The organism is Lysobacter arenosi (genome assembly GCF_016613475.2).
GTDB classification, from domain to species: Bacteria; Pseudomonadota; Gammaproteobacteria; order Xanthomonadales; family Xanthomonadaceae; genus Lysobacter_J; species Lysobacter_J arenosi.
In genome coordinates, this window is sequence record NZ_CP071517.1 from 1462476 (window position 1) to 1474695 (window position 12220).

The 12220-nt window shown below is 66.8% G+C and carries 11 protein-coding genes; 5 read left to right on the forward strand and 6 right to left on the reverse strand.

What is annotated here, in order from left to right; genetic code table 11:
- Positions 1-93 precede the first annotated feature (93 nt).
- Complete coding sequence (locus HIV01_RS06895; protein ID WP_200605705.1) at positions 94-1494, reverse strand: FAD-binding oxidoreductase; 1401 nt, start codon at positions 1492-1494, stop codon at positions 94-96.
- Positions 1495-1646: 152 nt separating this feature from the next.
- On the opposite strand from HIV01_RS06895, the gene serA reads away from it, so the two are divergent.
- Positions 1647-2885: a phosphoglycerate dehydrogenase gene (gene serA / locus HIV01_RS06900; RefSeq protein WP_200605708.1), complete on the forward strand. Its 1239-nt coding sequence runs from the start codon at positions 1647-1649 to the stop codon at positions 2883-2885.
- 39 nt (positions 2886-2924) lie between these two features.
- Here serA and HIV01_RS06905 read toward each other — a convergent pair whose 3' ends face one another.
- Positions 2925-3503 carry an NUDIX hydrolase gene (locus HIV01_RS06905; protein WP_200605709.1) on the reverse strand — a complete coding sequence of 193 codons (579 nt, stop codon included), beginning with the start codon at positions 3501-3503 and terminating at the stop codon, positions 2925-2927.
- A gap of 240 nt (positions 3504-3743) precedes the next feature.
- Here HIV01_RS06905 and HIV01_RS06910 point away from each other — a divergent pair, with 240 nt between their 5' ends.
- The 3 genes from HIV01_RS06910 to HIV01_RS06920 all read left to right on the forward strand — a co-directional run bounded on the left by HIV01_RS06910 (position 3744) and on the right by HIV01_RS06920 (position 7858).
- Positions 3744-4658: a hypothetical protein gene (locus tag HIV01_RS06910; RefSeq protein WP_200605711.1), complete on the forward strand. Its 915-nt coding sequence runs from the start codon at positions 3744-3746 to the stop codon at positions 4656-4658.
- Between the two features lie 198 nt (positions 4659-4856).
- Positions 4857-6329, forward strand: coding sequence for an amino acid permease (locus tag HIV01_RS06915; RefSeq protein ID WP_200605713.1), 1473 nt, complete (start codon positions 4857-4859; stop codon positions 6327-6329).
- Between the two features lie 101 nt (positions 6330-6430).
- Positions 6431-7858, forward strand: a complete 1428-nt coding sequence (locus HIV01_RS06920) for an amino acid permease (protein ID WP_200605715.1) — start codon at positions 6431-6433, stop codon at positions 7856-7858.
- 86 nt (positions 7859-7944) lie between these two features.
- Here HIV01_RS06920 and HIV01_RS06925 read toward each other — a convergent pair whose 3' ends face one another.
- Positions 7945-8331: an RNA-binding S4 domain-containing protein gene (locus tag HIV01_RS06925; RefSeq protein ID WP_200606396.1), complete on the reverse strand. Its 387-nt coding sequence runs from the start codon at positions 8329-8331 to the stop codon at positions 7945-7947.
- Between the two features lie 163 nt (positions 8332-8494).
- On the opposite strand from HIV01_RS06925, the gene HIV01_RS06930 reads away from it, so the two are divergent.
- Positions 8495-10003: an MATE family efflux transporter gene (locus HIV01_RS06930; protein WP_200605717.1), complete on the forward strand. Its 1509-nt coding sequence runs from the start codon at positions 8495-8497 to the stop codon at positions 10001-10003.
- A gap of 7 nt (positions 10004-10010) precedes the next feature.
- Here HIV01_RS06930 and HIV01_RS06935 read toward each other — a convergent pair whose 3' ends face one another.
- The 3 genes from HIV01_RS06935 to trmD all read right to left on the reverse strand — a co-directional run bounded on the left by HIV01_RS06935 (position 10011) and on the right by trmD (position 12216).
- Positions 10011-10763: a Mut7-C RNAse domain-containing protein gene (locus HIV01_RS06935; RefSeq protein ID WP_200605719.1), complete on the reverse strand. Its 753-nt coding sequence runs from the start codon at positions 10761-10763 to the stop codon at positions 10011-10013.
- Positions 10764-10901: 138 nt separating this feature from the next.
- Positions 10902-11282 (reverse strand): 50S ribosomal protein L19, encoded by a 381-nt coding sequence (gene rplS / locus HIV01_RS06940; protein WP_200605721.1) that lies wholly within the window; start codon positions 11280-11282, stop codon positions 10902-10904.
- Positions 11283-11403: 121 nt separating this feature from the next.
- Positions 11404-12216, reverse strand: a complete 813-nt coding sequence (gene trmD / locus HIV01_RS06945; protein ID WP_200605723.1) for a tRNA (guanosine(37)-N1)-methyltransferase TrmD — start codon at positions 12214-12216, stop codon at positions 11404-11406.
- Between the last annotated feature and the right edge of the window lie 4 nt (positions 12217-12220).

The following is a 12220-nucleotide window of genomic DNA, read 5'->3' on the forward strand; positions in this document are numbered from 1 at the left end:
AAGTTGGACCGGCAAAGATTACCGGGTACCGCCCGCTTTTAAGCACGGCCGGCCGCGTCGCGATAACGGATATTCACGATCCGCCCGCCGTTGTCACGGATCGAACAGCTTGCCCGGATTGAGTACGCCGTTCGGGTCCAGCACGCGGCGGATGCCCCGCATCACCTCCACTTCGGCCTCGCTGCGCGTGCCCAGCAGGTAGGGCTTCTTGACCAGGCCGATGCCGTGCTCGGCGGAGATGCTGCCGCCGTGGCGCTCCAGCGCCTGCGCCAGCAGCTTGGTGACCTGCTCGCAATGGCCAACGAACTCGCCGTCGTCCATGCCTTCGGGCTTGAGCACGTTGATGTGCAGGTTGCCGTCGCCGATGTGGCCGAACCAGACGACGTCGAACTGCGGGTACTCGCGCCCGAGCAGGGCCTGGGTCTGCGCCAGGAACGCCGGCATCGCCGAGATCCGCACCGAGACATCGTTCTTGTACGGGCGCCAGCGCGCCAGGCTTTCGGTGATGCCCTCGCGCAGGCGCCACAGCTGTGCGGCCTGCGCATCGCTCTGGCTGATCACGCCATCGCTGACCAGCCCCTGCTCCAGGCAATGCTCGAACGCGGCCATCGCCGCGGCCTCGAGCTGCTCGTCGCCAACCGCGAATTCGGTGACCACGTAGTACGGATGCACTTCGTCGAACGGCTTCTGCGCGCCATGCGCCAGCACGTGGTGCAGCGCGCGATCGGTGAAGAACTCGAATGCCTCCAGCCCCAGCCGCTCGCGGAATGCCGCGAACACCTTCATCAGCATCTCGAACGACGGCAACGCCAGCAGCATGACGTTGGTCGGCGGCGGCGGATCGGTCAGGCGCAGGGTCGCCTCGACGACGATGCCGAGCGTGCCCTCGGAACCGATCATCAACTGGCGCAAGTCATAGCCGCTGGAATTCTTGATCAGCCCGCGATTGAGCTCGAGCAGGTCGCCCTTGCCGGTCACCACTGCCAGGCCGGCGATCCATTCGCGGGTGTTGCCGTAGCGGATCACGCGGATGCCGCCGGCATTGGTGGCGATGTTGCCGCCGATCGAACACGAGCCACGCGCGCCGAAGTCCACCGGATAGGCCAGGCCGTGTTCGCGGGCGGCGTTGTGCACCGCCTCCAGCGGAATGCCGGCCTGCACGGTCAGAGTGCGGTCGACCGCATTGAAGTCGAGCACGCGATTCATCCGCTCCAGGCTCAGCACCAGTTCGCCGTTCGCCGCGACCGCCCCACCCGACAGCCCGGTGCGCCCGCCCGAAGGCACCACCGCGACGCCCTCCTCGTTGGCCCAGCGCATGATCATCTGCACTTCCTCGACCGACGACGGCAACGCCACCGCCAGCGGCGCCGGCGTCCAGCGCCGGGTCCAGTCGCGACCGTAGTGCTCCATGTCGCCCGGGTCGGTACTCAGGCGCAGGCCGGGGGCACGGGTGGTCAGGCGCTTTAGCGGGGCGGTGATCAGCGAATCGGTCATCAGGGAGCCCGTGGTTGAAGGCCTCCCCTGCGGACAGATGGGAGGACCCGGGTAGCGTGCCAGCAGCGGCATTCCAGCGCCAGTGATGCAGCGCAGCAAACACACCGGATTTCTGACATAGTCAAACGCCCTTCCCACCACCCCGACACACCGTGAGCCTGCAGACCTCGTACCCGAAGTCCGACATCCGCGTGCTGCTGCTGGAAGGGGTCGCCCCGACCGCGGTGGAGAGTTTCCGCAGCGCCGGTTACTCGCAGATCCAGACGTACGACAAATCGCTGCCGCCGGAACTGCTGCGCCAGGAAATCGCTGCCGCCCACATCATCGGCATCCGCTCGCGCACGCACCTGGACTCCGAAGTGCTCTCGCACGCGCGCCGCCTGATCGCGATCGGCTGCTTCTGCATCGGCACCAACCAGGTCGATCTCGACAGCGCGGAACTGGCCGGCATCCCGGTCTTCAATGCGCCCTACTCCAATACCCGCAGCGTCGCCGAGCTGGTCGTGGCCGAGGCGATCATGCTGATGCGCGGCATCCCGCAGAAGAACGCGCAATGCCACCGCGGCGGCTGGTCCAAGTCGGCCGCCGGCAGCCACGAAGTGCGCGGCAAGACCCTGGGCATCGTCGGCTACGGCCACATCGGCACCCAGGTCGGCGTGATCGCCGAAGCGCTGGGCATGCAGGTGATCTTCCACGACATCGAGACCAAGCTGTCGCTGGGCAACGCCCGCGCCGCCGCCGGCCTCGACGACCTGTTGGCGCGCAGCGACATCGTCACCCTGCACGTGCCGGAGACGGCCGCGACGCAAGGCATGTTCGGCGCCGCGCAGGTGGCACGGATGAAGCCGGGCGCGCACCTGATCAACGCTTCGCGCGGCACCGTGGTCGACATCGACGCGCTCGCCGCGGGCCTCGCATCGGGCCAAGTCGGCGGTGCCGCGGTCGACGTGTTCCCGGTCGAGCCGCAGGGCAATGCGGACGCGTTCGTGTCGCCGCTGGTCGGCCTCGACAACGTGATCCTGACGCCGCACATCGGCGGCAGCACGCTCGAAGCCCAGGACAACATCGGCCTGGAAGTGGCGGCCAAGCTGATCCGCTACAGCGACAACGGCTCGACCCTGTCGGCGGTCAATTTCCCGGAAGTGACCCTGCCCGAGCACACCGGCAGCCTGCGGTTGTTGCACATCCACCGCAACGTGCCGGGTGTGCTGTCACAGGTCAACGACGTGTTCTCGCGCCTGGGCGTCAACATCGACGGCCAGTTCCTGCGCACGCATCCCAAGGTCGGCTACGTGGTGATCGATGTGACTGCGACGCAGGCCCAGGCGGCGCTGGTGCGCGATGAACTGGCACGCATTCCGGGAACGCTGCGGGTGCGCATCCTCTATTGAGGCGCGGCTTGTTGGAGCTGCGCTCCCGCGCAACGGGTTTCAGCGATTGCGATCGAGCCACTTGTGCGCCATGCGGCGCATCGACTCGTCGCTGCCCGGATCGGCGAGGATCTCGTCGATCGCGCGCCACGCCAGGTCGTGCGACTCGTCGCTGACGACGTAGTCTTCGCTTCCCCGCGCATGCACGACGTAACGAACGTCGTAGTGCCAATGGCCGGGAACGTCGCCGCGTTCCGGGATCCAGTGACGGTCGAGGTCGAACACCTCCGGCTCCACCTCGTGTCCCGTCAACCCGGACTCCTCCTCGGCCTCGCGCAGGGCGACACGCGACAGGTCGCGGTCGCCATCGGCATGGCCGCCGAGCTGCAGCCAGCGTTCGAGCTTGCGGTGGTGCGTGAGCAGCACGCGTGTCGCACTGCGATCGACCAGCCACGACGAGGCAGTGAAGTGGCCGATCAGGTGGATGCGGTCGAAGACCGTGTCGGCCGACTCCAGGAACCGGCTGAAGTCGTCCGCGGCTTCGGCTTCCCGCGGCCATCGCCTGGCGTAGTCGGCCAGTGCCGCGCGCAGCCAATCGATTGAACCCACGGTGGCGCTGGCCTGGTGATCGATGTTCAACGGTTCTACCCTACAAGGAATTGCACCATTTTAGGCTGCAGCGCGCGAACTTTTCCCAAGCCGATTGAGGCAACTCTTATTCCGCCGGTCCAGCGCCGTGCGACAGCATCCGGATGAACAGACACCGGATGCCTCATGGAAGAGTCGACGTCTTCATCCTGCACGTGCGGCACAGTGCGCGCGCCCCTGCTGCGATTCCATGGCCATCGATGGCCCGTCCACCTCCTGCTGACTTGGCTCGTGCTGGCCACGACCAGCGCGCAGGCGCAAACGCAGGACGACACCGAGGCGGTTCGCTTCACCGGCCCGCTGGTCAGTTCCGCGCCACCACTGCCCAAGGGCGCGCTGAACATCGAGCCGTACCTGATCAACACGCAGACCGTGGCCCGTTACGACTCGAAAGGCGATCGCCACGACGTCGACGGCGCCACCGACGACTGGCAGATTTCGGTACCCATCCAGTATGGCGCCAGCGATCGCCTGACCCTGGCCGTTACGCTCAACGCCGCCTACGAACCGGGACGGGACGGGCAGTGGGCCCTCGCCGCCGGCGACACCCGGCTGTCGGCGTCCTGGCTGCTGGCGCAGGGCAAAGGTGCGCAGCAGCCCAAGCTGACCCTGTCGATGCACCAGAACCTCACCACCGGCCAGCACGACCGCCTCGAACTGCGCCGCGTGCCCGGCCCCACCGGCAGCGGCGCCGACTCCACCACCCTTGCACTGGATGGCCAGGCGTACTTCCTGCCACGCCGCAACCTGCGCCGCCGGGCCGGCCTGGCGTGGCGGCTGCCGGGCGCCAACGCCGGGCTGCACGGGCAGAGCGGCTACGACACGCATGCCGGATTCAAGGGCAACGCGGAACTCGGACAGGGCGTCGTCGCCAACCTGGGGACGGAATACAGCTTCAACGGCCACTGGGCGCTGGCCTCGGACCTGGTCTACGAGCACGAGTCCGGCACCCGCGTCCGCGGTCTCGCTGGCATGGCTCCGGTCGACGAGACCCTGCCATCGTCATGGCGGCTGTCCATCGCTCCCGCGGCGGAGTACCACTGGTCCGACAACGCCGGCATGATTTTCGGCGCGCTGATGTCGCTCGATGGCCGCAACACTCCTGCGATCGTTTCCCCGCAGGTCGCGGTCAACCTGTCCTTTTGATGCCATCCCACCGGACTCGCACGTGGCCGCTCACCCGCCGACGCAACCGCGCCGGCACCGTTTCGCGTATACCAAAGGGGCGTGACGTTTCACGCTTGCCGCTTCTTTCCCGCGTGGGTTAAGGTGGCCCGCCCCCCACGGCCCATACGTTTCGCTTGCCGCCTGAATGGGTGGCAGATCACATTTCAGGGGAATCAGATGTTCAAAAACCTCTTCATCACCAAGCCGGTGGAGCCCGCCGGGCACGTCGATGCCGGTGAGCCCGTCGAAGGCAGCCTGCAAGGCGAGGCGGTCCTCAAGCGATCCTTGACCGCCACCCAACTGGTGATGCTGGGTATCGGCGCAGTCATCGGCGCCGGCATCTTCGTATTGTCCGGCCACGCCGCCGCCGAGCATGCCGGCCCGGCCATCGTCCTGAGCTTCATCATCGCCGGCTTCGCCTGTGCCCTCGCCGGCCTGTGCTACGCCGAGTTCGCCGCGATGATGCCGGTCTCGGGCAGCGCCTACTCCTACTCCTACGCCACGCTGGGCGAGTTCGTCGCCTGGTTCATCGGCTGGAACCTGGTGCTCGAGTACATGTTCGCCGCGTCGACCGTCGCGGTCGGCTGGTCGGGCTACCTCAACAGCTTCCTCGAATACTTCGGCATGGCCTTGCCGGCATCGCTGGCATCGGCACCGCTGAACGTGGTCAATGGCAGCCTGATCTACACCGGCGGCCTGATCAACCTGCCGGCGGTGTTCATCGTCGCCGCGCTCAGTGGCCTGTGCTACGTCGGCATCACCCAGTCGGCGATCGTCAACTCGGTGATCGTGGCCATCAAGGTCGTCGTCATCGTGATGTTCGTGGCATTCGCTGCCAGCTACATCAACCCGGACAACTGGGTGCCGTTCATTCCGGAGAACGAAGGTCCGGGCAAGTACGGTATGTCGGGCGTCATCCGCGGTGCGGCCGTGGTGTTCTTCGCCTACATCGGCTTCGATGCGGTCTCGACCGCGGCCGGTGAAGCCAAGAATCCGCAGCGTGACATGCCGATCGGCATCCTCGGTTCGCTGGTCATCTGCACCGTGATCTACATCATCGTTGCCCTGGTGCTGACCGGCCTGCTGCCGTACCACCTGCTGAGCACGCCCAAGCCGGTTGCTACCGCGCTTGAAGCGTACCCGGCGCTGGGCTGGCTGAAGATGATCGTCGAGATCGGCGCCATCGCCGGCCTGAGCTCGGTGATCCTGGTGATGCTGATGGGCCAGCCGCGCATCTTCTACTCGATGGCGAAGGACGGCCTGCTGCCGCAGGTGTTCGCCAAGGTGCACCCGAAGTTCCAGACGCCGTACATGGGCACGATCATCGTCGGCGTGTTCGCCTGCCTGCTGGCCGGCTTCCTGCCGATCGGCCTGCTCGGCGAACTGGTCTCGATGGGCACGCTGCTCGCCTTCGCCACCGTCTCCATCGGTGTGCTGGTGCTGCGCAAGAGCCGCCCGGACCTGCCGCGTCCGTTCCGCGTGCCGGCTGCCGCCATCATCTGCCCGCTCGGCGCTGCCGCCTGCCTTTACCTGTTCTGGCAGCCGTTCTCGGAGCATTGGCACCTGATGACCGGCTGGACCGCGATCGGCATGGCGATCTACTTCTTCTACGGTTATCGCAACAGTAAGGTACGCAAGGCTCAGCGCTGATCGCTGATCCACTCAAGGCCGGCGGAGACCCCGTCGGCCTTGTTCATTGAGGTTTCGCACTCTTTTCAATTCCGGCCTCTTGCCGGTTCGGGAATCGCCTGATGTTCGGACAACTCTGGGCCACCAAACACCCCCACGCCAGCCATGCCGACGCGCAAGGCCTGGAACTGCATCGCACGCTCGGACCGTGGGGCCTGACGGCCCTGGGCATCGGCGCGGTCATCGGCGGCGGCATCTTCGTCATCACCGGCCAGGCCGCGGCGGACCATGCCGGCCCTGCCATCATGCTGTCGTTCGTGCTGGCGGCGATCTGCTGCACGTTCTGCGCGCTGGCCTACGCCGAGTTCGCGGCGATGGTGCCGGTCTCCGGCAGCGCTTACACCTATACCTACGCGACGCTGGGCGAACTGGCGGCGTGGTTCATCGGCTGGATGCTCGTGCTCGAATACGGCGTGTCGGCCTCGGCGGTGGCGGTCAGCTGGACCGGCTACTTCCTCAGCCTGCTCGACCACTTCGGCATCCATCTGCCACACGCGCTGGTCAGTGCGCCGCTGGATGCGCAGCTCAAGCCGACCGGCGCGATCGCCAACCTGCCCGCGGCCGGCATCGTGCTGCTGCTGACCTGGCTGTGCTACGTCGGCATCCGCAAGTCGTCGGCGATGAACATGGCGATGGTCGTGCTCAAGACCGGCCTGATCCTGCTGGTGATCTTCGCCGGCTGGAAGTACATCGACCCGGCCAACTGGCACCCCTTCATTCCCGCCAACGAAGGCCCGGGCAAGTACGGCTTCGAAGGCGTGCTGCGCGGTGCAGCGCTGGTGTTCTTCGCCTACATCGGCTTCGAGGCGGTGTCGGTGGCGGCGCAGGAATCGCACAAGCCGCAGCGCGACCTGCCGATCGGCATGCTGCTGTCGCTGGCAATCTGCACGGTGCTCTACATCGCCATGGCCGCGGTCATGACCGGCCTGGTGCCGTTCGCCCAGCTCGGCACAGACGAACCGGTGGTGACCGCGGTTGCGGCGCACCCGGAACTGGGCTGGCTGCGCGTGGTGGTCGAGATCGGCGCCCTGATCGGCCTGTCGTCGGTGGTGCTGGTGATGATCATCGGTCAGCCGCGCATCTTCATGATCATGGCCCGCGACGGCCTGCTGCCGCCGCTGTTCACCAAGATCCATCCCGAGTACCGCACGCCGCATATCAATACGGTGATCACGGGCATCGGCATCGCGATCCTGGCGGCGCTGTTCCCGCTCGATGTGCTTGGCGAGCTGACGTCGATGGGCACGCTGATCGCCTTCGCCGCGGTCTGCGGCGGCGTGCTGATCCTGCGCCGCACCCAGCCCGACCTGCCGCGTCCGTTCCGCATTCCGTTCGCGTGGGTGGTCTGCCTGGCCGGCATCTTCAGCTGCCTGGCGCTGCTGTCGACGATGACCGCGCACAACTGGATGCTGATGACGATCTGGACCGCGATCGGGTTCCTGATCTACTTCATGTACGGCTACAGGCACAGCAGGCTCAAGAAGGGCTGATGTGCAAAAAAGGGCGCCGATTGGCGCCCTTTTTTTTGCGTGCGTGTTGTTTGCGTGCGTGTTGTTTGCGTGGGTGGCGTGACGGGCTACAGCGCGTCGATATCGCCCAGGGCGCGGATCAGTCGCCGCGCGCGCTTGTCCGGCTTGCTTTCCGGTGCGCGGTAGCCGTTGCGCTCGGCAATGCGCTGGGCGCGCAACTGCTCACGCGCCAGCCGTGAGGCCTCGCTTTCCGCGTACAGGGTCTGTGCGGCGCTGGCAGGCCCACGCGTGTCGCTGAGCGCGATCACGCTGACCTCGAAGATTTCCTCGCCGCGCGCCACGCGCAACCCATCGCCCACGCGCACCACCCTTGAGGCTTTCGCGCGCTGGCCGCCGACATCGACCTTGCCGGTCTCCACCGCCTGTTTGGCCAGGCTGCGGGTCTTGTAGAAACGCGCGGCCCACAGCCACACGTCCAGTCGCACTGCCTGCATCGAATCGGGTTGTTGTGTCACCGCATCTTCCAGCGTGGCCGGCCACTGCACCGGCCTGTAGGAATTATCACCGAATCGCCCCTGAAACGCGCCTGTACAAAGGCATACAGCCACGTCGCGCGGCGGGTGCTACCTTGCCGCCCTTCCCTTCGCAGGTGCCGCGATGCCGCCCAGACAGCACAACCTCACCGAGGGCCCGATCGGCCGCAACCTGCTGGCATTCTCGCTGCCGATCCTCGCCGGCAACGTCGCGCAGTCCCTCAATGGCTCGGTGAACGCGGTCTGGGTCGGGCGCTTCCTCGGCGAGGAAGCGCTGACCGCCACGGCCAACGCCAACAACATCATGTTCTTCCTGCTCGGGTCGGTGTTCGGCTTCGGCATGGCGGCGACCATCCTGATCGCACAGGCGATCGGATCGCGCGACATCACCCAGGCGCGGCGCGTGATGGGTTCCAGCGCGACCTTCTTCATCGGCCTGTCGATCGCGATCGCGGCGCTGGGCTGGTGGCTGTCGCGGTACCTGCTGGCGGCGATGGGCACACCCGCCGCCTCGCTTCAGCTTGCCGAGGATTACCTGCAGGTGATCTTCCTGGCGATGCCGATCCTGTACACATTCGCCTTCATCACCGCGGCACTGCGCGGCGCCGGCGATTCGCGCACGCCGTTCCGCTTCCTGCTGGTGTCGGTGCTGCTCGACATCGCCTTCAACCCGCTGCTGATCTTCGGCCTGGGTCCGTTCCCGAAGCTCGGCATCGCCGGCTCGGCATGGTCGACCCTGCTGGCGCAGGCGCTGACCCTCGCCGCGCTGCTGGTGTACCTGCGCCACAAGCGCCATCCGCTGTGGCTGGGCCGGCGCGACGCCCACATGTTCCGGATCGACCTGACGATCCTGCGCGCGCTCGTGGTCAAGGGCGTGCCGATGGGCCTGCAGATGGTGCTGATCTCGCTGGCGATGATCGCGATGATGTCGATGGTCAACCACTACGGCACCGACACGACGGCCGCCTACGGCGCCGCGCTGCAGCTGTGGACCTACGTGCAGATGCCGGCGATGGCGATCGGCGCGGCGTGCTCGTCGATGGCCGCGCAGAACGTCGGCGCCAATCGCTGGGACCGGGTGTCGGCCACCGCCAAGGCCGGCGTGCTGTTCAACTTCCTGCTCACCGGCGCGATCATCGTTCCGCTGATCGTGTTCGACCGCTGGACGCTGGCGCTGTTCCTGCCCGAGGGCAGCAGCGCGCTCGAGGTCGCGCGCCATCTCAACCACATCTCGGTGTGGTCGTTCCTGTTCTTCGGCGTCACCTTCGTAGTCTCCGGCGTGGTGCGCTCCACTGGCGCGGTGATACCACCGCTGCTGATCCTGGCGCTGGCGTTGTGGGGCATACGCGTGCCGTTCGCCAACCTGCTGCAACCCACGTTCGGCCCGGATGCGATCTGGTGGAGCTTCCCGGTCAGCGCGCTGTGCTCGATGCTGCTGGCGCTGTCGTACTACCGCTGGGGCAACTGGCGCAGGGCGCGGATGCTGCCGCCGGATCCGCACGAGGTCGCGGTGCCGGCCGAAGTGCCGGCCACGCCGCCGTCGCCGGTGGCCGACCCGAGCGCGGAAACGGATGAGGACGTTGCCGCCGGCCTCGCCTTGTCGACGGCCGCCAGCGCCGACACCAAGCCTTAGCGTTGCCCTAGACCACCACACCGACTTCGGCCAGTCGCTGCCGAAGTCGCTGCAGATGGCTGCCGGGCCAGTAGACCTGGCGGCAATGCGCGCACTGGCTCATCGAGTCGTGCCGGCAGCCCATCTGCGCGTGCAGCCGCTCTGCCGCGTCGCCATAGAGCAACTCCACCGGTCCATTGCAGCGCGCGCATCGCGTGAACGGCGCGATGCGCGCGTCGAGCTGGAAGCGATCGCAGACCTCGCGCAGTTGCCGGCGCGGGTCGGTGGCATGCAGGAAGGCGCCGTGCGTCAGCGCCGAGCGCTTGAGCAGTCCCTTGTCGCGGCTGAGCAGCGTGCGCCGCTGCGCGCGCGAGATCGCCAGCAACTCATCATCGTCGTAGTCGTTGCGGTAGAGCGTGTCGAAGCCGAGCAGTCGCAGATACGCGGCCAGTCGTCCCAGGTGCACGTCAAGCACGAAGCGCGGCTCGCGCAGGGGCTTCGGACGCAGCCGGCAAGCATCACCGAGCTCGAATCGTTCGAACATCGGATACACCGCCACGCGTTCGCCACCGTGCAGGCGATGGGCGAAGCCCACCGGCGCGCCATCGACCAGGATCAGGTCGACCTCAGTGTGCGGCACACCCAGCGATTCGATGCGGTCCTTGACCGTCGGCGTGCCGTCGAAGGCGTGCACGAAGCTGCGCTTCCTGCGCTCGGGCGCCAGGAAATCGCACAGCTCCTCGTAGAAGCGGAATTCGCATTGGCGAAGCAGGCTCGCCAAGGTGCACTCCCAGGGCAACGAACGATCGCGATTGCGAGCGTACGCCGATGCGGGGACACAAATGCAAACGGCCGCCCTGGGGCGGCCGTTGCAGTTCGCAGCAGGCTGGAGGCCTGCGCGGGATATTCTCGAGCCCGATTACTCGGACTTGGCGTAAGCCGCGAGATCTTCCTTGATGCGGGCCTTCTTGCCCTTGAGACCGCGCAGGTAGTACAGCTTGCCGGCGCGGACCTTGCCACGGCGCTTCACGTCGACCGAAGCGATCGTGGAGCTGTGGGTCTGGAAGACGCGCTCGACGCCGAAGCCGTGCGAGATCTTGCGGACGGTGAACGACGAGTTCAGGCCGGCGTTCTTGATCGCGATGACCACGCCTTCATAGGCCTGGACGCGCTCGCGGTTGCCTTCCTTGACCTTGACGTTGACGACGATGGTGTCGCCCTGGCTGAAGTCGGGCAGCTGACGCTGGATCTGCTCGGCTTCGAAATTCTGGAGAAGCGTGTGGATCGACGGATTGTTCATGGCTTTGGCCTGTTTGATTCGTTATAGCGCGAGTGCACGTGGACCCGCGTCTGGCAGGGCTGAAACTAAGGGGTGGAACTAATGGAAGCCGCGAATTATAACGGCTTTTTTCCTTGCGTGGCTAGGACTTGGCCCTGACGGGGCCGGGCTCGGAAGCGGTCACCGCAGGCACCGTGTCCGCTTTGCCCCCGTCGCCTGCCGCCAGCTCGGCCTTGTAGGTCGCCAGCAGCTTGCGGTCGGCCTTGGACAGGCTGGCCTCGTCGAGCAGGTCCGGCCGCCGTTGCCAGGTCCGGCCCAGCGCCTGCATCCGCCGCCAGGCGGCGATATGGGCGTGGTTGCCCGAGAGCAGCACCTCCGGCACCGAACCCAGCTCGTGCTCGATCGGCCGGCTGTAGTGCGGGCAGTCCAGCAGCCCGTCTTCGAAGCTGTCCTGGACGGCCGACTCGGCATCGCCGAGCACGCCCTCGCGCAGCCGCGCTACCGCATCGACGACCACCGCCGCGGCCAGCTCGCCACCCGACAGGACGTAGTCGCCGATCGAAATCTCCTCGTCGACTTCGGCCTGGATCAGGCGCTCGTCGATGCCCTCGTAGCGCCCGCACAGGAGAATCAGGCGCTCGCGTGCAGCCAGCTCGCGGACCTTGGCCTGGGTCAGGGGCACGCCCTGCGGACTCAGGTAGACGACCCTGGCCGGCGCCGGATCGGCTGCGCGCGCAGCCTGCAGGCTGGCGCGCAACGGGTCGATCAGCATCACCATGCCGGGGCCGCCGCCACAGGGGCGGTCGTCGACGCGGCGGTAGTTGCCTTCGGCGTAGTCGCGCGGATTCCAGCCATGCAGCGACAGCAGGCCACGCTCGCCCGCACGCCCGACCACGCCAAACGCGGCGCACTGGGCGACGAACTCGGGGAACAGGCTGATGACGTCGATGCGCATGGCA

What these genes read in the sequence shown, in the direction of transcription:
- HIV01_RS06920 (WP_200605715.1), top strand. Translation starts at nt 6,431, where the DNA reads ATGTTCGGACAACTCTGGGCCACCAAACACCCCCACGCCAGCCATGCC.
- HIV01_RS06915 (WP_200605713.1), top strand. Translation starts at nt 4,857, where the DNA reads ATGTTCAAAAACCTCTTCATCACCAAGCCGGTGGAGCCCGCCGGGCAC.
- HIV01_RS06930 (WP_200605717.1), top strand. Translation starts at nt 8,495, where the DNA reads ATGCCGCCCAGACAGCACAACCTCACCGAGGGCCCGATCGGCCGCAAC.
- HIV01_RS06895 (WP_200605705.1), bottom strand. Translation starts at nt 1,494, where the DNA reads ATGACCGATTCGCTGATCACCGCCCCGCTAAAGCGCCTGACCACCCGT.
- trmD (WP_200605723.1), bottom strand. Translation starts at nt 12,216, where the DNA reads ATGCGCATCGACGTCATCAGCCTGTTCCCCGAGTTCGTCGCCCAGTGC.
- HIV01_RS06925 (WP_200606396.1), bottom strand. Translation starts at nt 8,331, where the DNA reads ATGCAGGCAGTGCGACTGGACGTGTGGCTGTGGGCCGCGCGTTTCTAC.
- rplS (WP_200605721.1), bottom strand. Translation starts at nt 11,282, where the DNA reads ATGAACAATCCGTCGATCCACACGCTTCTCCAGAATTTCGAAGCCGAG.